The organism is Sphingomonas tagetis, assembly GCF_024211275.1.
GTDB lineage: Bacteria > Pseudomonadota > Alphaproteobacteria > Sphingomonadales > Sphingomonadaceae > Sphingomonas > Sphingomonas tagetis.
Genome location: NZ_JAMLDX010000016.1, coordinates 1 through 24,527 on the forward strand (window position 1 = coordinate 1; position 24,527 = coordinate 24,527).

A 24,527-nucleotide genomic window follows, 5' to 3' on the forward strand; every position below is an offset into this window, starting at 1 on the left:
AAGCCGCGCTTCACTTCACCAAGATCAGCGGAAAACCGAAATCCCCATAATGCACCGCGTGCGGCCCGCGGGTTCCTGCATTAGAGGCTTTCGTACGCCTTCGGCGCCCCGAAACCCTTCACAGTATCGGTCGTTCAGCTAATCTCAACCTGCTCCCAAAGCCGCCATTTGTAAATTTTCTGCATGGCGTAGAGCCCCAGGCTCGTCAGTCGAGGTCATCCGTTCGAATTGATGGCCACAACTATTGGCTAAGGTCGATGCAGAACGCCGCGGCATTTATCGGCCGGAAGCCGTCGCGGCGGCTCCAGGACATGTGGCCGCCGAGCCGCTCGACTAGGGCGCACGCATCGGTGCGGCCAAGGTTCACCGCCCTTAGCGCCTGCTCCGCAACCCTGACGTGGAGGACGGGCGATCCATCGATGTGGCCGGTGGCCGCGTCCAGAACGTCCGTCAGCATCAGCACCTCGATCTCGTCGAGCGGCAGCGTGGCCAGGAACTCGATCGCGACGCGGAGCGCGGCGGAGCAGATGGCGTCGCGGTGCATCTCGAGCCGCTTGCCCATCGCCAGCGTCTTGAACGACGCCTTGCCCGACTTCAGCAGCGTCACAGTCTCCTCGGGCATGTCCTCGAGGTCTAGCCCATCCACGATGGCGATGACCCGACCGTCGATGAACATTGTGTCGATGCCCTCGACCGAGAATGGCAGCCGGCCCAGCCCGCTATGCTCCTCGAGGGCGGCGACCAGGGCGTCGGGCTCGCGCGCCACGACGCGCCGCGCCGCGGCAGCCTTCGCAGTCCGGGCGGCGGCGGCCTCGACTGCCGCCGAATGATTGCCGTCGTCGCGCGCCCGCGCGGCGACGACACCATCGGCCAACCCGCCTCTTACCTTGTCCCCTCGCCTGAGCACCCTGTCCAGCCAGCCTGGCTCGTAGGCATCGAGCCGCGACCGCGCGGCGAGTTCCTCGTCGTCGCGACGCATGGGCGCCGCCTCGTCGGGTGCCGTCGCCGTGGTCAGCCAGTCACGCTTCGAGAATGAAACGCGATGGGCGCCAGTGAGCGCCTCGACGATCTCCTCGTATTCCGCGGCCGCCTGCGCGGACGCATCCAGCATCGCCTCGCGATGCAACGCGTTCTGGCGCGCCACCCGCTGCCGCTCAGCCTGCTTGGCTGCTCGATCCATCGCGCGCATCGTGCGCACCATCCCGCGCGTGAACTGACGCGACGTTACCATCATCACGCCTTGGACTTCCGTTCCCGTTCCGCCACTTATACGGCGTCGGCCCCTGGCGGCCAGAGGGGGGATCGCACTTGTCCTGGATCATCATCGCGCTAGCCGCGCAGGCGTCGTTCGCGGGGTCGGCGACCGTCGTCGACGGCGACACGCTGCATGTCGGGACCGAGCGCGTGCGGCTGTTCGGGATCGACGCCCCGGAGCTGTCCCAGAGTTGCGACGCCGGAACGTCGAAGACGGCCTGCGGCCAACTCGCGGCGCGGTGGCTGAGGGCTCGCGTTCAGGGGCGTACCGTGCAGTGCTCCGCCGTCGATACGGATCGATACGGACGGATCGTCGCACGCTGCAGTATCAACGGCGCCGACCTCGGGCAGATAATCGTCGATGCGGGGTGGGCCACCGCCTATCGGAAATACTCACTCCAATACGTCGATGCGGAGCAGCGCGCCCGAACGGCGAGGCGCGGCATCTGGGCGTTCGGCTTCGAGCGGCCGGAGGCATACCGGCGCGCGAAGAGCGCGAGCGTCGCTCCGCAGGTTCCTCCCGACCCGACCTGCCTGGTGAAGGGCAACGTGAGCTCCAAAGGCGCGCGCATCTACCACCTCCCGGGTTCACGGGACTATCCAGCGGTCCGGATCGACCCAAACAGAGGGGAGCGGTGGTTCTGCAGCGCTTCCGGGGCGACCGCCGCCGGCTGGCGCTCGGCGCGCTGACGGTCAGCGGAGCGTCCGCTCCCGCAGGGCCGGGGCGTCGGCGGCGGAAATCGCGCCCGCCTTCCGCTCGACGGCGATGCGCTTGAGCGGCGTCGCGCCGACAGGAAGCGACCGCTCGATCACGAGGCCGCCTCCCGCCGACGCAAGCGCGTCCTGAAGGGTCGAGACGTCGCCGCACCAGATCGTCTCCGCGTCCCTGTCCCGCCCGGGGTCGGGACCGACACCGCCCGCCTCGAACGCCACCGGACGCATCTGCATGCGCTCGGCACCCGCGACCGCGCTGACCTCGACGCCGTAGTCCGGCCGCGCGGCGCTCCGCAGCACCAGACGACCATCGTCAGCAAGCCCGGTCGACATCCCCTCGGTCACCTCGTAGCCAAGGCCGGCAAGGCCCTCGAGCACCGCCGCGCGACGCGCGGCTGCGGCACGCGAGGCACGTAGCGCATCGATGGCGGCACGGTCCGCGGCGATCGCCGTCTCCAGCGCCGCCACGTCGAATGCCACGATGTCGGCTTCCGGAACGGCTCCACCGACCGCCCTTAGTTCGGCGCGGACGAGCAGCAGGTCCGCACGGAGCGAAGCGCGCATGCGCGCCTCGGCGATGCTGCGACCGGTCTCCACCTCCAACCCGTCGACCAGAAGCCGCCGTCGGGCCGGAGCCGCCGAGGCGGCCTCCTCGAGCCGCGCTCGCGGCCCTGCCGTATCCGCTCCTCCGATCACGTCGAGCTCGTCCAACCGCGCGGCGATCCGCTCGACCGCCGGGTCCACGGGGGCGGCCGGCTGCGCGGCGAGGTAGTCTGCGAAGGTCGAGGCAGGCGAGCCGTCCCTGAGGGTCGCCGCAAGGTCTCGGGTAACGTCATTGCCCTTCTCCGCTACCGCGTCGGCGAGAAGCTCGAAGCCGGCGGCGAGCGCCTGGGCGTCGCCCCGCTCCAAGGCCGTGGCCACACCGGGATCAAGCGGAGCCTGAAGCTCCCGCAAACGGCGAAGCAGAGCTGCCGCGGCCTCGCGGCCGCGACGCTCCTTCGAGCGCGCGGCGGCCTGCTCGGCCGCGACCGCCGTCAGTCGTCGCTGCATGTCGGCGCGCAGGAAGTCCTCCTCGACAGGAGCCTGCTTCTGCAGGTCCATGAAGCGGTCCGCCGCGATAAGGGCGGCCAGCGCTTCGCGCCGCCTGTTCGCGGCCGCCAGCGCATCCTCGTCGATGCAGTCGTTCCGGCGCCCGATACGCGTCCACTCCGCCAACGCCGCGTCGACGCGGGCCAGTTGGCCCTGGCAGATCTCCAGGATCTCCTCGCGCGTCACGATGCGCACGACCTTCGGACCGCTCACGCCAACACCCCCATCGCCGATATGACCGCCCTGCGCAGCCGCTCGCGCTCCTGCTCCGGCTCGTGGAACCAGCGGTGCGAAGACACCCGGTGGATCGCCGGTATCGAGCGCCGGAGCACGTCGGGCCGCCACATCTCGCGCGCGCGCGCCCTCTCGAGCAGCGGATGCCTCGGCGCGTCGCACTCGATCCCGATTCCGTAGAGGCCCGTGCGCGGATCCTCGATCGCGAAGTCGAGACCGAACGCACCGTCGTCGCCGACCGACGCGGGCTCCCAGCCAAGCGAGCGAATCTCGTCGGCCACGGCCGCCTCGAGCCCGTCGCCGCTCCCTTCGTGATATCGCGGGCGACGCTGTTCCGGCGTGAGGCGGGAGAGCAGCGCCTCCGCGGCGTCCAGGTCGCCGTCGGACAGCGCGCGGGCATACTCGAAGTAGGCCTGGAGGAAGTCGCGCGGGCTGGCCGCCTGTCGGCGGGTCGAGAGCAGGTCCGAGATGAGCGGGATCGGCATCGAGGTGACCAGCACCACCTTCTGGCGGGCCCGTGTGACGGCGACGTTCAGGCGCCGCTCGCCGCCGGTCTGGCCCAGCACGCCGAACGAGCGGCGGAACGTCCCCTGCGCGTTGCGGCCGAACGTCGACGAGAAGATGATCACGTCGCGCTCGTCCCCCTGCACGTTCTCGACGTTCTTGACGAACAGGCCCATGTCCTCGCCACCCTCCACGCGCTCGCGTTCGCGGGTGAGCGCCGTGCGGAATGCGGAATCCCGCTCGGCGCGGTCCTCGAGCACCTCCTCGATCAGATCGGCCTGCTTGCGGTTGAAGGTCACCACGCCGACCGTGGGCGGGTTGCCGCCGCCCGCCGTCCAGATGTCGCGCAGCACGTCCGCCACGCGCTCCGCCTCCTCTGGGTTCGTCTGATCGACGTAGGTGCCGTCGACGCGGATCATCTCGACCGGCCGCTTGCGCCGGACCTCGTCGGCCGGATGCCGGGCAGGGACGCTCAGCCGGTTGACGTAGAACGAGGCGTTCGAGAACTGGATGAGCTCGCGATAGGCGGACCGGTAGTGGATCTGAAGGGTCGTCGAGGGCAGCACCGTCTTCGCCAGCTGGAGGAGGTCGGGGCAGTCCTTGATCTCGCGCCGGTTCCACGTCTCCTCGACCGCCTCCCGCTCCTCCTCCGGCACGTCCTCCTCGGCCGCCTGCCCCTCGAACACCTCCGCCTCGTCGCTCTCGACGCGGCTGGAAAAGAAGGCGGTCGGCGGCATCTGCTTCTCGTCGCCGCTCACTATCATCGCGCCGCTGCGGTAGAGCGTCGGAAGCGCATACTCGACCGGCATCTGCGAGGCCTCGTCGAAGATGACCGTATCGAAGAGCGCCTTGCGCAGCGGAAGCAGGCGGCTCGCGACATCGGGGTTGACGAGCCAGACCGGGCGGAGGCGCATCAGGCCGAGGTCTGCCCCGCGCTCGACGAACTCGCGCAGCCGGCGCGCGCGCACGCCGCGCAGCCTGGTGATGTCCTCCCATTCGCGGAACGGCCTCAGCCGACTGGCGTCCAGTCCATCGACGAGGAGCCGCCGGTTGAGGCCGCGCATCTCCCGCTCCGCCGACTTGAGCGAAGTTGCCTTCGCCTCGAGTTCGTCCGCCTCGAGCATCAGGGTGGGATCCGACGTCTCCATGCGCGACTTCCAGGCGAGCCGGGCCTCGACGCCCATGATGCGGCGAACCGTCGGCTCAAGCTCCGTCCGCGGCAGCTCCTCCAGCCGACCGCGTATCCTGGCGAGCTGGGCGAACACTTCCATCGCGTCCTCGCCGAGCTGCGGCACCCGCGCCCGGAAACGCTGATAGGCCGCGACGTGGGACAGCTCATCGACCAGCGGCGCGACGGCCGCGACGCCGGGCGCGTTCGCGGCGATGGCGGTCTCCCGCGCTTCCGACCAGGCATCCAGCATCCAGGGCTGCAAGCCGGCGAGCGCGGCACGCGAGGCCGTCCGTGCGGCGTGGCGCGCGAGACCCTGGTCGATGCCCTCCATCAGATCCTCGACCGCTCCGCGTGTGGCGGCGCGCGCCATCGCGACGGCGATGCGCGGCTCGGGATAGGATTCGTGCCGCGCCACGAGCGCCTCGGCGGCGGCCAACTCGGCCTGGACCGCCCGCGCATGCACGAGCAGTTCAGGAACCCTCACCGGAGGGAGGTGACCTGCCGGCTCCCCGACGTCCACGGTCACCGCGACCAGGCGCGAACGCAGTGGCCGCAACCCGGTCTCGCGGTGAAGCGCGGCACCGAACGCCGACCGGTCCGCGAGCCCCTCCCGCTTCATGAGGCCGCGACGCCGCCAGGCCGCCATCCAGCGCCCCGGCGACAGCCGCTGTAGCACTGTCGGGTGCCGGAGCAGTCGGTCCGAGATCGCGAGCCATTCCTCCAATTCCGCGTCGTCCATCGCCCGCGCGACCTCGACGGCATCTGTCGGAGCGTCGTCCGCAGGCAGGGCGAGCATCGCCCGCTCGAGGTCCGAGAGCTCCGCCTGCGCGGGCGTCGAGCCGGGTTGGCGATCCGCCGTGCCGGCGAACCGGTCGAGCCAGCGCGCGAGGCGCTCGCGCTGCGCCTCGTCGAGTTCCAGCAGGGTCCTGCCGTTCGCCGTCGACCAGGCGCGATAGGGTTCGGGATCCTCGATCGCCAGTGCGTCAGGCGTCCTTTCAAGGATCTCGCCCCGCGACGCCTCCGCGACGTGGAAGGCGCGTAGATCGTCGCCGAAGGTCTCCACGCTCCCGTCGTCGGTTCCGAACGCCCGTGTGTCGGACAGCGGGCTGCCCTCGTATCGGGCCGGGAGCCAGAGCCGCGCCGTCGGCGCGCAGACCTCCTGCAGCACGGCCAGCCTGCCGGGATCGAGCGCGGCCAGGGTGTGGCGCAAGGACGGGAGCGCCGGCGTTATCCCGTCGCGGGCGAGCCCGACGAGATCGCCGAGCACTAGACGGTAGGAGAGCCCCGTCTGTTCGTCCACCGCATGGAGCGCGCGGTGCTGGCCGTCGAGGTCGCGCTCCAGTGACTCGATGCGAGCCGCAGTCTGCTCGCGCTGCTGACGCCACCCCGATGCGCCCTGCGGGCGCTGGAACAGCTCTTCCAGCTGCTCGCGGACCGCGCGGATAACTGGTTCGCGATCCTTGTTGACGTCGTTCACCATCACGATGCGGTTGCCGAGGCCCGCGGCCTCGAGACGCTTGTGCACCACCTCCAGCGCCGCCTGTTTCTGGCAAACGACCAGCAGACTGCGGCCGGTCCCGATCGCGTCGGCGACCATGTTGACGATCGTCTGGCTCTTGCCCGTCCCCGGCGGCCCCTCGACGAGCAGACCCCGGCCGGACCTCGCCTCCAGCACGGCGGTTTCCTGAGAAGGATCGCTGTCCGCCGTGAAGTAGCGCTCTCGCTCGGGAACGTGTGGGACCTCCGCGCGGCGGATCTCCTCGCCCACCCTGAACGCGGTCTCCAGGCTGCTGCCGGCGGGCGGCATGGCCTTCAACTGGCGCAGGTCCTCCATGACGGCCTGACCCATGAAGCCGAGATGGAAGAGCGCGGCGGAGCAGAATATCCGGTCCTCGCCAGGCGCAACCCTCAGATCCTTCGAGGGGAGCGGCACAAGTGAGTGCCCCTGCGCATCGGCCAACTCGCCGAACGCCTCAACCACCTCGGCAGCGGTCGCCGAAGAGCGACCCAGCACCTCGTCCGCCACCTCGCGCCACCGTCGTGCCGCATCGATCCCGAGGAGCGTCTCGAACGCGGGATTGAGGCGGACCTCCTCGCGATCCCGGTCGAACGCGAGCGTCACCCGTCCGCGCGAGCCCGTCTCCGGATGGATCCTGATCGGCCACAGCAGCACCGGCGCGATCCGCGGGCGCGTCGACCGGTTCGCCTCCTGCATCACCAGGAACGGGAAGCCGAGGTAAAGCCCGTCGATACCGGTGTCGCGGCGGTAGAGCGTAGCGTGTCCGTGCAGGGTGCGGAGGCGTCGCTCTATGCGCGGGTCCTCGACGAAGGCATGCGGATCGACGTCGATGACCTGCTCGTTCCGCAGGAGCAGGTGATCGAGCAGCGAGGCGGCGGTCCGGCGTGGACTGTCGAGTTCGGCGAGGTCGACGCGCGCCGTCGTCTTCCCAACGATGAGCCTGGTCAGGGGGCCGCGCATGATGGCGCCGGTGATGCGCCGCGCGTAGAAGTCGAGCAGCGTGGCGACGTAGGCCTGACGCGGCGGCCGGCGCCACTCGTCCGTCGGCACCGCCAGCAGCGCCAACGCCCGCGCGAGCGGCAGCCGACGCTCGAGCCTGAACTGGTCGCCCCACTCGTCGATCCGGTCCCGGCCGCATCTGGCGAAGCCCTCGAGGCGCCTCTCGATCTCGGCGTGCAGTTCGCGACGGGACGTCGCGGTCCAAGCGAGGGCGGCATCCCGATCGAAGGCGTCGACCCCGGCGCGGCGCGCGGCCTCCGCCGCCTCCTCGACGATCGCATCGGCGGCGCGGAACTGCGTGGACGCAGCGCTCAGGAGGAGAATCAGGTCCTCCTCCTCGGTCACCCGCCGCTCGACGATGGCTAGGAGGCCGGGATGGTCCGTGTCGGGCAGGATCCGGCGGCGCTCGTCCCAGACGGCGGCCAGACGGCTCTTGGACGTCGAAAGTGCCGTCACACGCAGCTGCGCCTCGTCTAGCTCGACGTCGAGCTGACGCGCGCGCTCGCGCACCCGGGCCTCGCGGCGCTTGAGGCGCGCAAGCCAGACCTCGTCGTCCTCGCGCTCCAGCCGATCCGGCACGGGACCGGTGATCAGCGCGTGACCCTCCTCAGGATGGTCGAGGAGCCAGCCGGGGGTCACGATCTCGCCGCGCACGACGAGCGGCATGGACGGGTTGAGCGCCTTCAGCGCCAGCGCAAGTCGCATGTCCTCGGAGACGCCTTCGAGCGTCGCGATCGACCGTATCTCGGCTCGGAGGCCGGCATGCTGTCCAGCCTCCTCGAGCCAGGTGGCGACCTCACCACCGAGAAGCATCGAGCGCGCCTCGTCCCAGGCACCCGCCTCCGCGCCAGCCAGGGCGAAACGCTCTGGGCTGGCGTGGCGGGCGCCGGCAAGCCGGATCGACCTCCTTCCCTCGTGGTCCCCGGCCTGCCGGAGCGTCGGCGGCGCGTCCGGCATCTCGCCGACGAGCCAGCGTTGGACCTCGCCCCACTGCCAGCGTTCGTGGCGGTCGAGCGACAGCAGGCCCCGCAGGAGCGTGTCCACCGGTGGTGCGAGCCCGTCCGGTATCGGTGCACCGTTCGTGAGCACGGAGATGAGGAAGGTCTGGTCGTCCGCGCCGGCGAAACACTCGCCGCGCGTGACCTGCTCGAGGATGAGCATGCCCAGGCTCCACCAGTCGCTGGCGGCGGCGACGCCGCCGGCGACGGCTTCCGGAGCGGTGTAGCGCGTTATCTCGAGCGGCGAGACGACGTCGAGGTCGTATTCCGACAGGCGGGCCGAGCCGAACCCGCCGAGCACCAGATCTAGCGGCTCACGCCGACGGACCAGAATTGCCCCTGGCCGCAGGTCTCGGTGGCGCAGCCCGCATTCGCCCAAGGCGGCGAGCGCACCGCCCACCTCGCGCAGGATGCTCGACATCGTGGCGTGGTCGTCGGCGAGCAGTCCGAGGTCGGCGAACGTGCCGCCCCGCAAATCCTCGGAGACCTCGTAGGCCCGCTCCTCCCAGCGACCCGTCTCGAAGATCTCGGGCACGTGGTCACGGTCGAGCGCGCGAAGCGCGTCATACACCTCCGTGTCCGGCTCGCTTCCGTTCGCGTAGAGCGTGAGCACCGCTTCGCGCCCGTCCTCGCCATGCACGACCTCGTATCGTTCGCGCACCTGGCTCGTGGTCGGTAGGCGCCGGATCAGCCGCCAGCCCGCGACGACCGTCTCGGAAGCGGCGTCCGCAGCGCTATCCGCGTCGTCCACCGCTGCGCCCGAAGCGGGATCGGCCCGCGTCGTCGCTCCAGCCGGTGCGTCGGCCTCCGCGCCATCGGCGATGTCGCCACCGCACTCGGCGCACATTATGTCGCCGATTTCCACCGCATGACCGTTCACGCACAGCTGCGCCGTCGGCACGGCGGAAGTGGTCCGGGCCGCCTGCTCGGGCCGCCAGCCTTCGGGCCGAAGTGGCTGCGACGACAGTGGCCAGTCGCACGGGACCCCGTCGACCTCGCCCTCGCAGAATGTCTCGCTCGGCGCGCGTTCGGTCCGGCAGTTGGGGCAGAACCTGATCAAGAATGCGCTCCCACCATGTCCGAAGTGGCCGCCCGGTGCCCCGCCTTTGCGAGCGTTCGCCTCAGCCTGCCCATCTCGCCCCGCGCCGGGATGCCGGCCAGCCAGGCGTGGCCGAGCTCGTCGAAGGCTACGTCGAGCCGCCGGTCCGCGTCGGTGGCCGGTCTGTCGTAGGCCAGCATGCCCGCACCCGCGTCAGTCATCGCGTGGATCCGCTGGTTGTCGCTCCCGCGCATCGCGAGAGTCTGGGGGAGGTCGGAGCGGAACGGCCCCGTGATCAGCGCATCGATCAGGCCGGGGTGCCGAGCGGTCCAGCCGGCCACGTCCTCCAGCTCCCGTCCCGTGAACACCAGCGTCGATTTCGTCGAGAGCTCGCGCCAACGGGCAAGGACCGCGGCGAGCGCCTCGGGCTGGTCGAAGGGCTCGCCGCCCGACACCGTCAGGCCCTCCGCCCCGTCCGCCATCTCCGACATCCGATCCAGCAAGTGTTCGAGCGGCACCGCTCCCACCGCCGGCTCCCAAGTGTCCGCAGATATGCAGCCGGGGCACCGTATCGAGCACCCCTGCAGCCACAGCCCGACCCTCCGGCCGGGTCCGAGGGCGGTGACCGGAAAGTGAAGCCGGGAGACGAAGACGGTGGTCACGCTCATTCCAACACGAGCGTCGTTACCGCGCCCGTCTCGACGCTGCGGACAGTCGCGGGCGCGTCGGCCTCGCGGTCGAACAGGGCGCGGGCGAGCGGGTTGATCAGGTGCGCCTCGATCTGATTGCGTATGCCGCGACCGCCGTTCGACAGATCCGCGGTGCACAGGTGCCGGAGCGCGTCCCAGGCTTCCGCCGACAACGAAACGATGTGACCCGAAGCCTCGGCGTCGGCCAGAACCGAGCGGACCATCGACGCGAAGATCTCCTCTGCGACCGCCGGACGGATGAAGTCGAAGACGATGACGTTCTCGCCGAACCGGTTGAGAATCTCGGGACGGTTGAGGACCAGCTTGAAGTGGTTGCCGATCTCGGTGCGGACGCGTGACCGGACCTCCTCGAAGGGTTGGTCGGGCGTGACGTTCGCCTTCCGGCCTCCGTCCGGCGAGGTCGAGTAGATGCCGAGGTTGGACGTGAAGATGATCAGGGCCTCGGAGAAGTAGACCCTGTCGCCGCGACCGGACGTCAGCACGCCATCGTCGAGGATCTGCAGGAACTTGTCGAGGATGCGGGGATGCGCCTTCTCAATCTCGTCGAAGAGGACGACGGAGAACGGGCGCTCGCGCACCGCGTTCGTGAGTTCGCCGCCCGCGTCGTAGCCGACGTAGCCCGGCGGGGCGCCGATGAGCCGCTGATCCGCGTGCTCGGCGCTGAACTCCGACATGTCGAAGCGGATGTAGGCGCTCTCGTCGCCGAACAGCAGCTCGGTCACGGTCTTTGCGAGTTCGGTCTTGCCGACGCCGGTCGGCCCCGCGAGGAAAGCGATGCCGCGTGGGCGCCCTCCGCGGCGTCCGCCGCCGATCCCGGTGGCGGCGCGCTTCACGATGTCGAGCATGTGCACGACCGCGTGGTCCTGCCCGACGACGCGCCGCTTGATTATGTCCGCGCCGTCGCGGATCCTTCCGCGCTCGATCTTGCGCCAGGCGTCCTCCGTCACGCCGACCTTGTAGCGCCGGACCGCCTCGCCGACGTCCCGGACAGGCACGCCCTCGGTGCGCGCGAGCTGCGCGACCGCGCTCAGGTCGACCAGGAGCATGCCCTCGGTCGCGTCGACCAGGTCGGCCACAGCCGCGTCGACCACGTCCTGTCCGGCTTCCCGGGCTCCCGGGAAGCCGCGAACCAGCGAAGGCGCGACGGCGCCCCTGGCCGCACGATCGGGCGGGGCGACCGGGATGTGGCGGAGCCGCGGGTTGTCGATCGTCAGCCAGTCGGGGAGGTCGCCCTCGCGCTCCGCGATCCAGACCACGCAGTTGTAGCGGGGAGCGCGGCCGGGCCCGGTCGGTCGCGCCTCGGCGGACTGGCTGAGGACGAGCGCGCTTGTGAACAGCGCCTGCTCTTGCGGTGACAGCGCGTCGTTGCGGACAATCAGGCGCGAGGCGAAGTCGGCGACCAGCGCGATCGGCGGGCCGTCGAGCCCGACCAGCCACTCGAGCGTCTTGCCAAAGAGATCGGTGCCGGCTGGCGCCCGGCCGTTAGAAGGTGTGAGCCCAAGCCGCGTCAGGACCGCGTCAGCGTCGCCGGTAGACCCGTCGGGTCGCGGAAGGACGCTGAAGCCCGCCACTGGATCGTAGCGAGCGACGTCGGCGTAGCCGGCCTCGCAGAGCGTGGCTGCCAGGACGTCGGAGAGCGGGGCCGCAACCGCCGCCCCGCCGACGTCGCGGATCTGCAGGTCCCGGACGTTGCCGGTCAGCACGAACTGGCTCTTCAGTGGCAGGAAGCGGGTCAGGTCGCGGACCCAGCGCGGCCGCACGTCATCTTCCGTCAACTTCGCGATCCCCCCGCTGAGACGACTCCCTTCTTTCCAGGTGCGTCGCATCACAGACTATCGGTTCGGCCGCTTATTTCAATCCGCTCAGCGACTTGTTACCCTATCCGGGACACTTGGGCAGTCTGTGCTGAAAGGTCGGCGGGGAACAACGGCCTCGGGGGGAGGTATCGCATTGAGGAAGCCCGTCAGGATCGATCGGGGAACCGTTCGCCAGCCGACGTCAGCGCGGCCGGGCGCAGCACCGGCGGGAACCGCAAGGCCCGCGCAGCAGAACTCGGCGCTGGGACAGGGCTGCGGCGTGGTGCTCGCCATCCTCCTCGGCCTCTTCCTGATCGGGAAGTGCTCGTCGGACCGAACTGAGACTCCGGCCAATTCTACCGAGGCTGCGGTATCGTCGCCAGCCTATGTCGCCGCCCGCAGCCTGAACTGTCGTCGCGAACCGGACTCATCGTCGGCCGTATCCGAGGGACTGAGCCGCGACGAGCAGGTCACCGTCGCCGAGCGCCGGGGCGATTGGGCGCGGTTGAGCCGCGCCGGCGGCGACTGCTGGGTGTCCAGCTCGTTCCTGGTGGATGCGCCGGGCGGCGGGGCGGCGGTGGAGGCATCCACGCCGTCGGGCGCGCGCGGACTCATGTCGCAAGGCACCGCCTCGACGGCCGTGGCCGCCGGAGCGGGCTACGTGGCCGGGAAGGCGGTCAGGTCCAGCCGCAGCCACGCCGGGCCTAGGCGGCGAGGCGCGTCACGCGGGCGGCGTGGGTCTGGCGGGGGGTTCCAGGGATCAGGCTGCCCATGCTCGGGCTCGCAAGTCTGCATCGGACCGCGAGGTGGCCGCTACTGCATCACCAGCGGGGGGAATAAGCGGTATGGGGTGTAAAAGAAAACACTCCCGCCGGCTCCTCATCGGCAACCAGGCGGCCGTGTGAAGCTGACCACGGAGCAGCAGCGCGTGCTGGTATCGATCGTCGAAGGTGCTGGGACCACGCAGCGGTTCGGCCGCTGGGCACGCACGACCTACGACGCGCTCAAGCGTCGCGGCCTCATCACGACGACCAAGCTGGACGCGCCGGCCGACTGCTATGCGTTGTGGCGCGTCGACCTCACTCCCCGTGGCCGGACGGAGCGGGCGGCGCTGATCGGCACGGTCGAGCCGTTTCCATTCCCCAGCTACCCCCGGCGCTCGGCGGGGGACACATGCTGGCACGATCCGCGCTATCCCGTCGGCGAATGGCGATGTCCCCTGAAGAGGGGTCACGCGGATCTCCACCGCTACGTCCCGGTCGGCCTGATAGATCTAGAGCGCTCGGGCTGATGGCCGACCGGGGGAATGGCTCAGGCTCGGTCCCGGTCGACTATTATCCTATTCCGCTAAGCCGCCCAGCGCGGGTCAGAGCTCAGCGTAGGTCACTACGAACCGGGAGTCCCCGCGCCGGTATCCTGGCCGCGCATCGTGGAAGTTTTCGTCCATCAGATGGAGCATTTCGATCTCGTCACACCTGAAAAGCCGGAACTCCTGCCCGCTACCGCCGGAAAGCTGCCAGCCGCAGAGCGCGTCGGCGCCGTTCGCCTGCCGCCCATAGGTGTGGGGCTCGACGGTGCGAACCGCGCCCTTGTAGCCGAACCGGATCAACCTCCGTTCCGCAATTGCCTTGCTGATCAGCATGTTCATCATGCACGATCATAGGGGTCAGGGGGAATTTCCGATAGATGCAGCTGGTCCACGCCCGAATACGCAACTTCCGTTCCCTGCGCGACGTCTCCGTCGAGTTCGGTCCCCACACGGCGCTGATCGGCAGCAATGGCGCGGGCAAATCGAGCATCCTGAAGGCGGTCGAGCGGTTCTACTCCACCGCAAGGCATCTCGATGCCGACGACTTCTTCGGACGCGACCAGTCGCAGCCAGTTGAGATCGAACTCACGTTCGGCGATCTCAGCGCGCAGGAGTTGGAGACGTTCGAGAGCAGGGTGCGCGACGGAAGGCTCGTCGTCACTCGCGTTTTCGACGACACCGCGTCCAGCGGCCGCTACTACGGGTCGGTCCTCCAGAACGCCGACTTCGTTGAGATCCGCGCGCAGACCACGGCGACCGCCAAGCGAGCCGCCTACAGGTCGCTGAAGGAATCGAACGCCGCCTACGCCGATCTGCCGAACGCGACTAGCGCCCCGCAGGTCGACGAGCACCTGCTGGCCTGGGAGGCGCAGAACGGCGCGCAGCTCACGCTCCAGCGCGACGATGGTCAGTTCTTCGGCTTCCAGAACGCCAGCCGGGGCGCGTTGCAGCGTCACACCGCCTTCGTCTTCATCCCCGCAGTCCGCGAGGCCTCCGCCGACGCCGCAGACGGCAAGGGCAGCGCGATCGGTCGCCTGCTCGAATTGATCGTGCGGGGCGCGATCCTCCAGCGCGCGGACGTGCAGGCCTTCAGGGCGGAGATGTCGGAGCGGTATCAGGAACTGGTCGCGCCCGAGAACATGCCGGAGCTCGGCGTCCTCGCCGACCGGCTCACGGTCGACCTGAAAGGCCTCTACCGCGACGCCGCGGTCGGCCTCGCGTGGCGAGAGGTCGCCGAGTTCCCCGTCCCGCTGCCCGTCGCCGACGTCCTGCTCAGCGACGATGGCTTCGGTGGACCGGTGGACAGGCAGGGCCACGGCCTACAGCGCGCCTTCATCTTCACGCTGCTGCAATATCTCGCGAGGTCGTCAGGGGAGGTGACCGAGCAACCTGCCGAAGGGGACGGCGGGGCCGAACCCGCACCCGCGCCGGCGCCCAACCTGATCCTCGCGATCGAGGAGCCCGAACTCTACCAGCATCCGACCAAACAACGGCACTTCGCGGAGGTCCTCCGCAGCCTCAGCGGCGGTGCGCTCCCCGGCGTGGAAGGCGTGACGCAGGTCGCCTTCGCCTGCCACTCGCCGATGTTCGTGTCGCTGGGCCGGGCGGACGAGATCCGGCTGGTCCGCCGGACGGACTGCGAGGACACCGAGTTCAAGCAGTGCGAGCTCAGAGCGCTGAATCTCACGGAGGTGGCGCAGTCCCTTGAAAATGGCTGGGGCCATCCGGCGGGCACCTTCTCGGCCGCGACCCTGGTGCCGCGCCTCCACATCCTGGGCACCGAGCTGGCGGAGGGCTTCTTCGCCAACGGCGTGGTGCTGGTCGAGGGCCGCAGCGACAAGGCGGCCCTGTCTGCCGTCGCCCGGCTCATGGGCCGCAGCTTCGAAGCGGCCGGGATCGCGCTGCTGTCGGCGGAGGGCAAGGAGAACCTCGACCGGCCGCTCGTGATATTCCGTTCGCTTGGCATCCCCACCTATGTCGTGTGGGACTGCGACGCCGGGACGAACAACGCCAAGCCCCAGACCGACCTCGCGCTGGCCAGGCTGTGCCGACCAGGCGCGAATGGACTGGCGCAGCCGGCCGGCACCCGGATCGAGGACTGCTACGCCCACTTCGAGGTAAACCTCGAGCGCACCTTGAGGGACGAGGTCGGGAACGGGCGGCACGCGGCCTGCCTTGCCGCAGCGTGCGAGCCCTTCGGGATCACCCCGTCGAGGGACACGCAGAAAATTCCTGAGGTCGTCTACCGGATGATGGCGACCGCGCAGGCAGACGGGGCAGAGTTCCCGACGCTGAGCGCCATGGTGGACGCCATCTGGCTGCACATCCTGGGTGAAGGGCCTCAGGCGGCGGCGGCCGGAGTCGCCGGAGCGGCGCAGCCAGCATGAGCCGCCAACGTTCGATCAGGGTCGCGGAGGCAACGTGATCCAAACTAGGAGTCCGCAGTGGCGAAGATGAAGTTCATCCACTCTGCCGACTGGCAGCTCGGCAAGCCGTTCGGGCGGTTTCCGACGGAGGTCTCGGCCGCGCTTTCCGAGGCCCGGCTCGACGCGATCGACCGGCTCGCAGCCGTGGCGGCCGAGCGGGGTGCGTCGCACGTCGTCGTCGCGGGCGACGTGTTCGACAACGTCGATCCCGGCGACCGCGTCGTCCTTCAGGCGCTCTCTCGCATGGAGCGGGCGGACGCCACCTGGTGGCTTATGCCGGGCAACCACGACCATGCCCGGCCGGGAGGGCTCTGGAGCCGTGTGCGACGCCTCGCACCCGGCAAGATCCGCATCGTGGACACCCCGCAAGCCGTCGAGATGGAGGAGGGCGCTTGGCTTCTCCCGGCCCCCCTAGAACACCGCAAGACGGCCTCAGACCCCACTGCGTCGATGGTAGACATGGCGACGCCGCCGGGCGCGCTCCGCATCGGCCTCGCACATGGCTCCATCACCGAGTTCGGTTCCGTCGGCGAGAGCTCCAACCTGATCCCGCCGGACCGCGCGCGTTCGGCGGGGCTGGACTACCTGGCGCTGGGCGACTGGCACGGCCACCTGCCGGTCGGCGACCGCACGGCCTACAGCGGAACGCCGGAGGTTGACCGCTTCGGGCGCGACGAGCCTGGCGGATGCATCGCCGTCGAGGCGCGGCAGGGCGACATTCCCGCGATGGAACGAGTGCAGTCGGGCCGCTACCGCTGGCTCTCGCGCCGCTGGGAGGTCTCAGGACCCGGCGACCTGCAACGGGAGCTGGACGCACTGCGTGAGCAGGCGCGCCTCGCGGACGTTCTTCTGGACCTGAAGATCGCGGGCGTCGCGAGCCTGTCGGACCGGGTGGCGGTCGTATCCGAACTGGAAGACAGGGTCGCGCACGAGCTTCGCCACCTCGACATCGACTCCGGCGGACTGATCGCCCGACCGACCCCGGAGGACGTGGCCCGGATCGACGTGCAGGGCGCGCTCGCGGGCGCGGCCGCCACACTCCAGGCGAGCGCCGAAGGCGGCGGGTCCGAAGCACCGATGGCGGCGGCGGCGCTGGAGCGCCTCTATGTCGAGGTCATGCGCCACGGCGCGGAGGCAACTGCATGATCATCAGGTCCCTCGAGCTCGCGAACTTCCGCAAGTTCCGCGAGCCGCTGCGCATCGACGGGTTCACCGATGGGTTGAACGTCGTCGTCGAGCCAAACGAGACGGGCAAGTCAACGTTGCTGGAGGCACTACGCGCGGCCTTCTTCATCCGTCATTCCGCGAAGACCGAGCTCGTGCGCTCCTATGTTCCGATCGGTGACGACGTGGCGCCGCGCGTCGCCGTCGAGTTCACCCTGCGCGGGCAGCCGTGGTCCGTCGAGAAGCAGTTCATGAAGTCCACCTCCGTCCGCCTGACGGGCAACGGCAGCCGCAAGGAGAGCGACGCCGCCGAGGAGGCGCTGCAGGAGCTGCTGGGCTTCGAGCGGGGCAACAACCGAGGTAGCGACCCGGAGACGCGCGGTCCGCTCGGGATGCTCTGGGTGGAGCAGATGAGCGCACTCGCGGTGGAGAGCCCCAACCGCATCGTCCGCGACACCGTGCGGGGCGTGCTCGAGGCCGAGGTGGGGGCGGTGACCGGCGGACGACGCTTCGACGCGATCCGCAGCAACGTCGAAGCCGCCTACGGCGCCCTGCGCACTCCAGCGACCGGCAAGTCGCGTGGCGAGCTGGCCGCGGCCGAGGCCAGGCTCGCGTCGGCGACCGACGCCCGCCAGCGGGCCGAAGCGGTCTTCCGGGAATACGAGCAGGCGCTCGGCGACCTCGAGAACGCGAGGGCCAGACTTCGGATCGTCGAGCGCGACCTGGCCGACCCCGAGACGGTCGAGGAGCGACGCAGACTCGAAGCCGACCAGAAGCTCGCCGAGACGGCCTCCCTCCGCGTCGCGACCGCCGAGGCGCAGCACGGACGGGCGGAGGAACTCGCGAAGGCGGCCGCCTCAAGGCTCGAACGCCTCGACGTCGCGGAGACCCGCAAGGCGACGGCCGCCCAGACGGTAGAGACCGCCCGCGCCGCTAAGTCCGAGGCTCAGGTAGCCGTCGACGCGGCAGCCGCCGGGGAGGGGCTGCAGCGCTCGGCGCTCGATGTGGCTCGGACGGAGCTCCGGGCCAAAGAGAAGGCCCTCAGCGAGGCACGCGACCGCGCGCGCAGGTTCGCCGCGGCGGCCGGCGCGCGCCGCGCCATCGACGCCCGCCAGACGCTGAGCGAGCTCGAGGCTCGCGAACACCTGCTTAAAGACGAGTCCGCGCTGGCCCTGCCAGACGGCACGCTGGACGAACTCTTGCGCCTGGAGCGGAATGAGCTGGCCGCGCTCGCCAGATTCGAGGCAGGCAGCGTCAAGGTCGAGGTGGAGCTTGCGGGCGCGGCCGAGCTGCGCGTCGACGGCCAACCCAGCGACGCCACCAGCGTTGATGTCCTCACCGCCACCCGTTTCCAGATCGGGGACGCGGGCAGCGTCACCGTCCGGCCGCCGCAGGGATCCGGCCGCTCGATGGAGGCCGACCTCGCCGCCGCGCGGGAAGAGCTGAAGGGCAGGCTGGAGGCGCTGGGCGTCACGTCCCACGCCGCCGCAATCGCGCGCGACGAGCGCGCGTCTTCCGCCAAGCGTGAACTCGTCACGCTGCGAGCTCAGATCGCCGCCGCCTGTCCCGGCGACCCGACTATCGGGTTGGCGCCAGGAGCCGACGCACTGCGTGCGTTCGCCGCCGACGTAGGCGAGTCGGTCGACATCTCGGAGCCACCGGACGACGACCTCAATGCGAAGGAGGACGCAGTCACCAAGGCGAAGCTCGCGGAGGTCGCCGCATCGGCCACGCACGACGATGGTAGGACAGCGTTAGCGAAGGCGGAGAGCGTGCTCGCCGCGGCAACGGCCGACCTGAGCGCCGCGACGCGCGAGGACGAGGCGGCGAAGTCCAACCTGCTCACCGTGCTCGGCGACTCAGATCGGGCCGACCTCGAGTCGGCGGCTCTCGAACTCCAGCGAGACCGTGCGGCAAAGCTCGACCTGCGCGATCAGGCGCGCGAAGGAGCGAAGGCCTTCGACCTCGACGCCATCAAGCGCCGCCTCGACAATATGGACCGCGCCGCGACCAGAGCGGGGCAGGAGCGGCTCGACCTGACCGGACGCATCGCGTCACTCGAGGCGACGGTCCAGCGCGAAGGCAAGGCGGGTCCAGCAGGCCAGGTCGCCGAGGCGCGAGAGGAGGAGATCGCCGCGACCGCCGCCCGCGACCGGCTCCGCCAGGAGGCCGATACGCTCGAGCTGCTGCGCAGGACTCTCGGCGAAGCCGCCGACGGCGCCTCGCGGACGTTCCTTGCCCCAGTCACGCGCCGAGCGGCCCGCTACGTCGAGCGGCTCTTGCCCGGCTGCGGCCTGTCGTTTGACGAAGGCCTCGGGCTGACCGGCGTTACCCGCGCGGGCGTGGACGAATCCTGCGGAGACCTCAGCAGGGGAACGCAGGAGCAACTCGCCATTCTGACCCGCCTCGCCTTCGCGGATCTGCTGCTCGAGGACGGGGCGCCGATCTCGCTGATCCTCGACGATCCCCTGGTCTATTCGGACGACGCGCGGCTTGAGACGATGACCGAGATCCTACAGGAGGCGGCGCAGCGCATGCAGGTTATCCTGCTCACGTGCCGGACCAAGGCTTTCCGCCACGTCGACGGCAACCGGATAACGCTAGCGTGAACCCGTGACGATGGACGAGCGAGAAAAAGCAAATTGGCATCCGGTCGCATCGCTGAGGCGGGCGGCTTGAGCGCGGCCAGCACGCCCGACACGGTGCCGCGGTCGCTCACCCCGGCGCTGCTGGAATTCTGCGCGTCGATCTCGAGTTCCGACCCGGTCTTCGTCGCGTCGATCCCGCCCAAGCGCGCGCCGACGTCTTTCTGCTTTGAGAACGTCGCGCGGCGCGTCCGTGATAGGGGCGGCTCAATCGCCTATGGGTGGGCAATCTGGCACCTGCCAGGCCTCTACTTCGAGGCCGAGCACCATGCGGTGTGGCGCAACAAGCTCGGCAACCTGATTGACGTGAGCCCACAGATGGGCGGGCGGAGGCGGCTACTGTTCCTCCCCGACGACGGTGCCGTCTACGACCCGTTCGCGATCAGGCAAAACGTCACGGCGCCGGACGGCGGCTCGGAGCGGGCACTGAGAATGACGGAACTCGGGAACCGACGGCATGCACTGCTCATCCGATGCCGCATCCCGGGCACCGCGGAGATACGGCTCTACGAGCACGACCAGATGGAGTTGGCTGACATCGACCGGCAGATCCGTGAAACTATGACCGGTTAGGAGTTTGCTACTCCCCAGGTATCTTTTGGCTGCGGCACTTTCCAGCAGGCATAAGTGGGGCGCCGCGCCAAAAGAGCAGATGACTTTCGGCGACATCGGCTGCCCGATCCATAATTTAATCTTCGCGCTTCGGGGCTTCTGCTGAGCCAATGTCGACTTCTGCACCCTGCTCAACGCATAGCCGCCAGTCCGCTGTCGGCCCAAATCCAGCCGTAAATGGATTCTCGACAATGCTACGCGGATCGTATGTCGTACCACTGACCGAACGAGCGGATCAGTGCGAGGCCACCTACGCTTCATGCAAGGTAACGGGCACTATCTTCGGCGCACCACGTCTAATCCCCGAAGCCCAAAATTCCACCCATGGCGAGAGCATGGTTTGGTCAAGCAATGTCAGCCGGGCCGATCACCGTGGTGCCGGATGTACGCTGGGTGGGAATGATTGGCTTCAACTCCTTGTCCATCAGGAGAATGCCGATTTCCATCGCCGCAGCGCGCCCGTCGTATCCAGCTTTGTAGGCGGCATCGATGACCTCTTGCACCGTAAGCACGCCTGCCCTCGTCAGATCCCGCACAAGACGTTCCAGTTCGGGGTCGTGTTCGAACTTGAATGCTTTGACCTCGTAAACAATCGTCATGTCTGCTTCTCCTACTTTGAATGGGATGCGGCCGGCGCCGTTGGAAATGCCTGTCCGTCGTGCTTGCTCTCGGCCAGGGAGATGTAAGCTGACGGGCACAGATCGATTATGGCGTCGATGATGGCTGCGAGTGCTGCTGTGGCAGCGTACTGATATGCAGGATCGAACGCGGAGTAGAGGTCGGTTACGCTGTCGATGACGCGATGCCCGAGCTGAACCTCGATCTGCTCGGCTGGTACCTTTCGGGCAGGATCGCGCCATTCGGCGGACCACGCCCTAGGTGTCCCAGCGTCGCGCAGAAGCTGGGCCACCGAGCGACGTATGAGCTTCATGCCGCCCTCTCCATCCGTGGGCCAGCCGAGCTTGGCTACCATCGTCTCCCAAGCCGATTTGACCGAGACGAAGGGAATGAAGAACCCTTCGGTTTCGGATATCCGCTCGGCCAGCTGGGGCGGCGCGACTACGATCGCTCGTCGCTTGCGCGTCTGGCGCCGGCCGTACGGGTTCAGCGCGATCACGCTGCGCTCCTCGTGCCACTGACGCCGATCGGCTGCGGTAGAGAAGTCGTGAACCGCGTCGGGGCGGGCCGCTGTTCCAACCGAGAGCATGAGGAAGCGGTGGAGTCCCAACCGTTTGGTCGGGTAGCGGGGGTCGGTTGCGTAGCGGAATGCGGTGGCGAGCTCCGCCACCGAAAGCCGGCGTTGAGGAGTGCGGTTGAGTTCCTTGGTTGGTATCGGCTTGAAGCCGGGGGGCCGGGAGATGTCCCCGCGCTCTTTCGCCGCATTGATCGCGGCGGCAAGCTGGATGACGGAGTTCTCGATCGAGCTTTCACTTCTGGGGGCATCGCGGGTGTTGCCTGCGCTGCTGATCACGGGCTGCCTACGCATCCACGCGCGGAAACGCTCGATCCACGGCTCGTCGACCCGCGAACAACGTATATCCGGCGTTTCCAGTGTCGCGATATAGCGCACGACGTGATTGAGCCGGGGACGCACCGACTTTATCGACGGCAAATTCTCGTTCGAGACGAGGTAGTCCGTTATGGCTCGCAGTACGAGCATGTCGGTAGCGACATTGCGGCGCTGTCCGCAGGTCGGGCAGATTAGCTCGCCTTCAGAATTCGTCAGGTAGTGCCGGTCGAGCGTCGTGCGCGCGGCTGCGAGATCGTCTGTGCGTGTGCTAATAGAGCATGTGCGTCCTCGCTCTGCGTCGTACCAGAATATGGTGAGATAGGGGGATCGAAGACTACCGTCGGTCCGCCGGTCCCAGTCGAGCCAGTAGTCACCGCGTGCGTATAATCCCCGCGTCTTTGGCCGTCGCGGCATTTGGCCTTCTCCTTTAGAAACTCGGCCGCAGCCGCTTGGATGATGTCGTTGACGCCGATGGCGGCCAGCTGATCGAGGTCGGCTGCCTCCAGCCGGATCCCGCGGCCGCGGTGAAGCGCACGCGACCACCGCCGCGCGAGGTCGGCCAAGTCGTCAGCCATGGTGCTGTCTCCTTGGGTGAAGCTGCGGTTCGGGCGGAAGCCGAGCCGCGAGCCACTGTGGGTTCATTCTTGCATCAACTGGCATCTTCATGCCGGCCTTGTAGGATTTTGCGTTTTCCTCTATGCAACAACGTCACATTTGGGTGGAGTGCATGATGAGCCGGATGCGGCTGCCTGAAGGTTTTGTTCGGCTCCGGCACGATCTTGGCCGAGTTGTCCGTCGCCATCGTCGCGGCGAAGGCATGACGCAGATGGACTTGGCGATCGCCCTCGGTCTCACGCGAGAGAGCGTGTGCCGAATCGAGGGCGCTCGAGCTTTGCCAAGCGAGGCCTCGATCGAGGGACTAATGCGGTTGTTCGATCTCGACTGGCCCCAGTTAGCGATCGTCGGCAGATCCAAACGCAGGCCACGTGCCTTTCCGGACACATGGCGGGATGAGCTGCGAATTGCGCTTGGTTCGGCGCTCCGCGCAGGACGGCGCGCCGAGGGTCTTACCCTACGTGACCTCGCGACCTGCACAGGCGTGTCGTATTCGCAGCTGTCGAGACTGGAACGTGGGGAGTGTGATGTCAGCCGTGTACTCGCAGAACATCCCGCGGATCGCGACGTGCCCCGTCACATGCGGCGGCTGCAATTCACACATCCTGTGCTGAAGCGCGTTGCCGGGAAGGGTTGGACATTGATTTGAGCTATCGGCCACCCGCACGGTGGGGGCGCGATGACGGGTTTTTCGGGGCGGAAGTCTGCTCCTGCCACGCGATGGCCAGCTCCTCCAGCCTTGGGCCTAGATGGTAACCCCGCCGACCGGTGGTGGCGAGCAATCCGCGTTCCGAAAGAGCCGTGGCCAGCCGATAGCAGGTTGGTTTGCTGAGACCGACGCGATCGGCGAGTTCTGGCAGAAGCATCGGCCGTTCTGCGATCGCGTCCAGGATGTCGAGCGCGCGCGTGACCGATTGTGCGCCCGCTGGCGCTGCCCTCTGCTCCTCGGCGCGTGGCGCATCGTCCGAAATCGACCTCGTGTCCACCTTGCGCGATAGGTTGCAGAGGCGCGGCTCTGACAGCGGGACGGCCGAAACACTGGCGGATCGCCGTTCTGCAGTTCCGAACGGTTGGCGCAGCACTGTCGCCCGCCCGGCTGCCGACGGCAGTATGGAGGCGTGTCCAAACTGCAGCATAGGGCGCGAAGCGTCGCCGGCGATGAAGAAGTCGCTTGGCACGCTTCGATCCTGGCTTGGACCCGCGTGGCAGCAAACCGATGTTATCCCGTCAGGGCGATAGCCCCCATCGGTGACCCGGATCGGCTCGTCGGAGAGCAAGAGTATTGCAGCGACCATCGTTTTTCCCTTCCTACGATCGTACAGAAGCAGAATTGCAGGCATTCGCAGCCGTGGGCGCTGCACCACCGCCGTGCGAGCCAACGCCGGTGAGACTGCAGAGCAGCATTACCCGACCGTAACCCATTCCGATGCGCGACTGACCATCGTGCCGACGAGATCGGCCGTGCCTTGCTCCACCAATCACGTTTGCTGTCGCATTGCATCGTGGGCGTAAAATGCAGCGCGCCCATGCTTCTATGCATGTGTGGATAGCGCATGAAGCCTGTCGCTACGCTGGTCGGTAAACGATCGTACGGGCAGTTGCCCCGGTTCGGCGGGCGGCACGTTAGGGCGGCATTGCGGCTGCGCGTCGATCGCCCACTACGATGGTTCTATCCCGGTGTAACTTGACCAGCGGTCAATTTGCCGGAAGACCGGTTCCGCTACTTGGTCGCGCTCCGCTCCATGATTGCTGCCAACTCTCCGATGCGCGGACCGAGTGAATAGCCGCTACGTCCAGAGGTCGATAATAGACCGCGCTCGGTTAGTGCAGCGGCGAGACGGTAGCACTGAGGTCTGCTGATCCCTACGCGCGCCGCGAGTTCCGGCAACATCATGGGCCGATCGGCGATTGCATCGATGATGTCCAGCGCGCGCGTCACCGATTGCACGCTCGTCGCGCGCGCCTTGCGCGTCTCGGTCCCCTTGTGCTCGTCCATCCTGAAACGTGTATTCGCAATGAGGGGATGCGGACGCAAGGCCGCAGATGCTTGCGATAGGACGAGTGGGTAATTCGGGACGTGTAGAACCAATTGGCACTCTGCAGGGCGATCGACAGTCGCTTCGTCACGGCATCGACGAGCAGCCAGCCCATAACCATCAGTGGATCCTAGCGGTAAACTGCCGCGCGCGTGCTGATCGCCGCGAACGCGCTGCCATGTC

General features: G+C 68.4%; 20 protein-coding genes. 8 read left to right on the forward strand and 12 right to left on the reverse strand.

What is annotated here, in order from left to right:
- Positions 1-241: 241 nt before the first annotated feature.
- Positions 242-1,231: a hypothetical protein gene (locus M9978_RS17430; RefSeq protein WP_254295448.1), complete on the reverse strand. Its 990-nt coding sequence runs from the start codon at positions 1,229-1,231 to the stop codon at positions 242-244.
- Positions 1,232-1,308: 77 nt separating this feature from the next.
- On the opposite strand from M9978_RS17430, the gene M9978_RS17435 reads away from it, so the two are divergent.
- Entirely contained in the window at positions 1,309-1,944 is a 636-nt protein-coding gene (locus M9978_RS17435) for a thermonuclease family protein (protein WP_254295450.1), read from the forward strand.
- A gap of 3 nt (positions 1,945-1,947) precedes the next feature.
- Here the strand turns inward: M9978_RS17435 and M9978_RS17440 are convergent, their stop codons facing one another.
- Genes M9978_RS17440 through M9978_RS17455 form a run of 4 tightly spaced genes read right to left on the reverse strand, consistent with a single transcriptional unit; the run spans position 1,948 to position 12,006 of the window.
- Entirely contained in the window at positions 1,948-3,270 is a 1,323-nt protein-coding gene (locus M9978_RS17440) for a hypothetical protein (RefSeq protein ID WP_254295452.1), read from the reverse strand.
- Entirely contained in the window at positions 3,267-9,542 is a 6,276-nt protein-coding gene (locus tag M9978_RS17445) for an AAA domain-containing protein (protein WP_254295453.1), read from the reverse strand. The genes M9978_RS17440 and M9978_RS17445 overlap by 4 nt, the downstream gene beginning before the upstream one ends.
- Positions 9,539-10,189 carry a 4Fe-4S single cluster domain-containing protein gene (locus M9978_RS17450; protein ID WP_254295454.1) on the reverse strand — a complete coding sequence of 217 codons (651 nt, stop codon included), beginning with the start codon at positions 10,187-10,189 and terminating at the stop codon, positions 9,539-9,541. The genes M9978_RS17445 and M9978_RS17450 overlap by 4 nt, the downstream gene beginning before the upstream one ends.
- Positions 10,186-12,006: an AAA family ATPase gene (locus M9978_RS17455; protein WP_254295455.1), complete on the reverse strand. Its 1,821-nt coding sequence runs from the start codon at positions 12,004-12,006 to the stop codon at positions 10,186-10,188. The genes M9978_RS17450 and M9978_RS17455 overlap by 4 nt, the downstream gene beginning before the upstream one ends.
- A gap of 304 nt (positions 12,007-12,310) precedes the next feature.
- Here M9978_RS17455 and M9978_RS23430 point away from each other — a divergent pair, with 304 nt between their 5' ends.
- Both M9978_RS23430 and M9978_RS17460 read left to right on the forward strand, forming a co-directional pair.
- Positions 12,311-12,883 (forward strand): SH3 domain-containing protein, encoded by a 573-nt coding sequence (locus tag M9978_RS23430; RefSeq protein WP_367305129.1) that lies wholly within the window; start codon positions 12,311-12,313, stop codon positions 12,881-12,883.
- A gap of 45 nt (positions 12,884-12,928) precedes the next feature.
- Positions 12,929-13,318 carry a hypothetical protein gene (locus tag M9978_RS17460; RefSeq protein ID WP_254295456.1) on the forward strand — a complete coding sequence of 130 codons (390 nt, stop codon included), beginning with the start codon at positions 12,929-12,931 and terminating at the stop codon, positions 13,316-13,318.
- A 75-nt stretch (positions 13,319-13,393) separates the two neighbouring features.
- Here the strand turns inward: M9978_RS17460 and M9978_RS17465 are convergent, their stop codons facing one another.
- Complete coding sequence (locus M9978_RS17465) at positions 13,394-13,675, reverse strand: WYL domain-containing protein (RefSeq protein WP_254295457.1); 282 nt, start codon at positions 13,673-13,675, stop codon at positions 13,394-13,396.
- A gap of 38 nt (positions 13,676-13,713) precedes the next feature.
- Here M9978_RS17465 and M9978_RS17470 point away from each other — a divergent pair, with 38 nt between their 5' ends.
- The 4 genes from M9978_RS17470 to M9978_RS17485 all read left to right on the forward strand — a co-directional run bounded on the left by M9978_RS17470 (position 13,714) and on the right by M9978_RS17485 (position 20,144).
- Positions 13,714-15,723, forward strand: a complete 2,010-nt coding sequence (locus M9978_RS17470; protein WP_254295459.1) for an ATP-dependent nuclease — start codon at positions 13,714-13,716, stop codon at positions 15,721-15,723.
- A 66-nt stretch (positions 15,724-15,789) separates the two neighbouring features.
- On the forward strand, positions 15,790-16,908 hold the full coding sequence (locus M9978_RS17475) for a metallophosphoesterase family protein (protein WP_254295590.1): 1,119 nt from the start codon (positions 15,790-15,792) through the stop codon (positions 16,906-16,908).
- Positions 16,905-19,535, forward strand: a complete 2,631-nt coding sequence (locus M9978_RS17480; protein WP_254295460.1) for an AAA family ATPase — start codon at positions 16,905-16,907, stop codon at positions 19,533-19,535. Before M9978_RS17475 ends, M9978_RS17480 begins: the two co-directional genes overlap by 4 nt.
- A gap of 66 nt (positions 19,536-19,601) precedes the next feature.
- Positions 19,602-20,144 (forward strand): hypothetical protein, encoded by a 543-nt coding sequence (locus M9978_RS17485; protein ID WP_254295461.1) that lies wholly within the window; start codon positions 19,602-19,604, stop codon positions 20,142-20,144.
- 383 nt (positions 20,145-20,527) lie between these two features.
- Here the strand turns inward: M9978_RS17485 and M9978_RS17490 are convergent, their stop codons facing one another.
- The 4 genes from M9978_RS17490 to M9978_RS17505 all read right to left on the reverse strand — a co-directional run bounded on the left by M9978_RS17490 (position 20,528) and on the right by M9978_RS17505 (position 22,495).
- On the reverse strand, positions 20,528-20,782 hold the full coding sequence (locus M9978_RS17490; protein ID WP_254295462.1) for a hypothetical protein: 255 nt from the start codon (positions 20,780-20,782) through the stop codon (positions 20,528-20,530).
- An 11-nt stretch (positions 20,783-20,793) separates the two neighbouring features.
- The gene (locus M9978_RS17495; protein WP_254295463.1) at positions 20,794-21,843 is read right to left on the reverse strand and encodes a phage integrase SAM-like domain-containing protein; all 1,050 of its coding nucleotides are present in this window, start codon (positions 21,841-21,843) and stop codon (positions 20,794-20,796) included.
- A 62-nt stretch (positions 21,844-21,905) separates the two neighbouring features.
- The gene (locus M9978_RS17500; protein ID WP_254295464.1) at positions 21,906-22,268 is read right to left on the reverse strand and encodes a hypothetical protein; all 363 of its coding nucleotides are present in this window, start codon (positions 22,266-22,268) and stop codon (positions 21,906-21,908) included.
- A 74-nt stretch (positions 22,269-22,342) separates the two neighbouring features.
- Positions 22,343-22,495, reverse strand: coding sequence for a hypothetical protein (locus M9978_RS17505; RefSeq protein ID WP_254295465.1), 153 nt, complete (start codon positions 22,493-22,495; stop codon positions 22,343-22,345).
- A 24-nt stretch (positions 22,496-22,519) separates the two neighbouring features.
- Between M9978_RS17505 and M9978_RS23435 the strand changes: the two genes are divergently transcribed.
- Positions 22,520-22,957 (forward strand): helix-turn-helix domain-containing protein, encoded by a 438-nt coding sequence (locus tag M9978_RS23435; RefSeq protein WP_367305130.1) that lies wholly within the window; start codon positions 22,520-22,522, stop codon positions 22,955-22,957.
- 1 nt (position 22,958) lies between these two features.
- Here the strand turns inward: M9978_RS23435 and M9978_RS23440 are convergent, their stop codons facing one another.
- Both M9978_RS23440 and M9978_RS17510 read right to left on the reverse strand, forming a co-directional pair.
- On the reverse strand, positions 22,959-23,648 hold the full coding sequence (locus M9978_RS23440; RefSeq protein ID WP_367305123.1) for a helix-turn-helix domain-containing protein: 690 nt from the start codon (positions 23,646-23,648) through the stop codon (positions 22,959-22,961).
- 380 nt (positions 23,649-24,028) lie between these two features.
- Positions 24,029-24,304 (reverse strand): helix-turn-helix domain-containing protein, encoded by a 276-nt coding sequence (locus M9978_RS17510; protein ID WP_254295467.1) that lies wholly within the window; start codon positions 24,302-24,304, stop codon positions 24,029-24,031.
- Positions 24,305-24,527 lie beyond the last annotated feature (223 nt).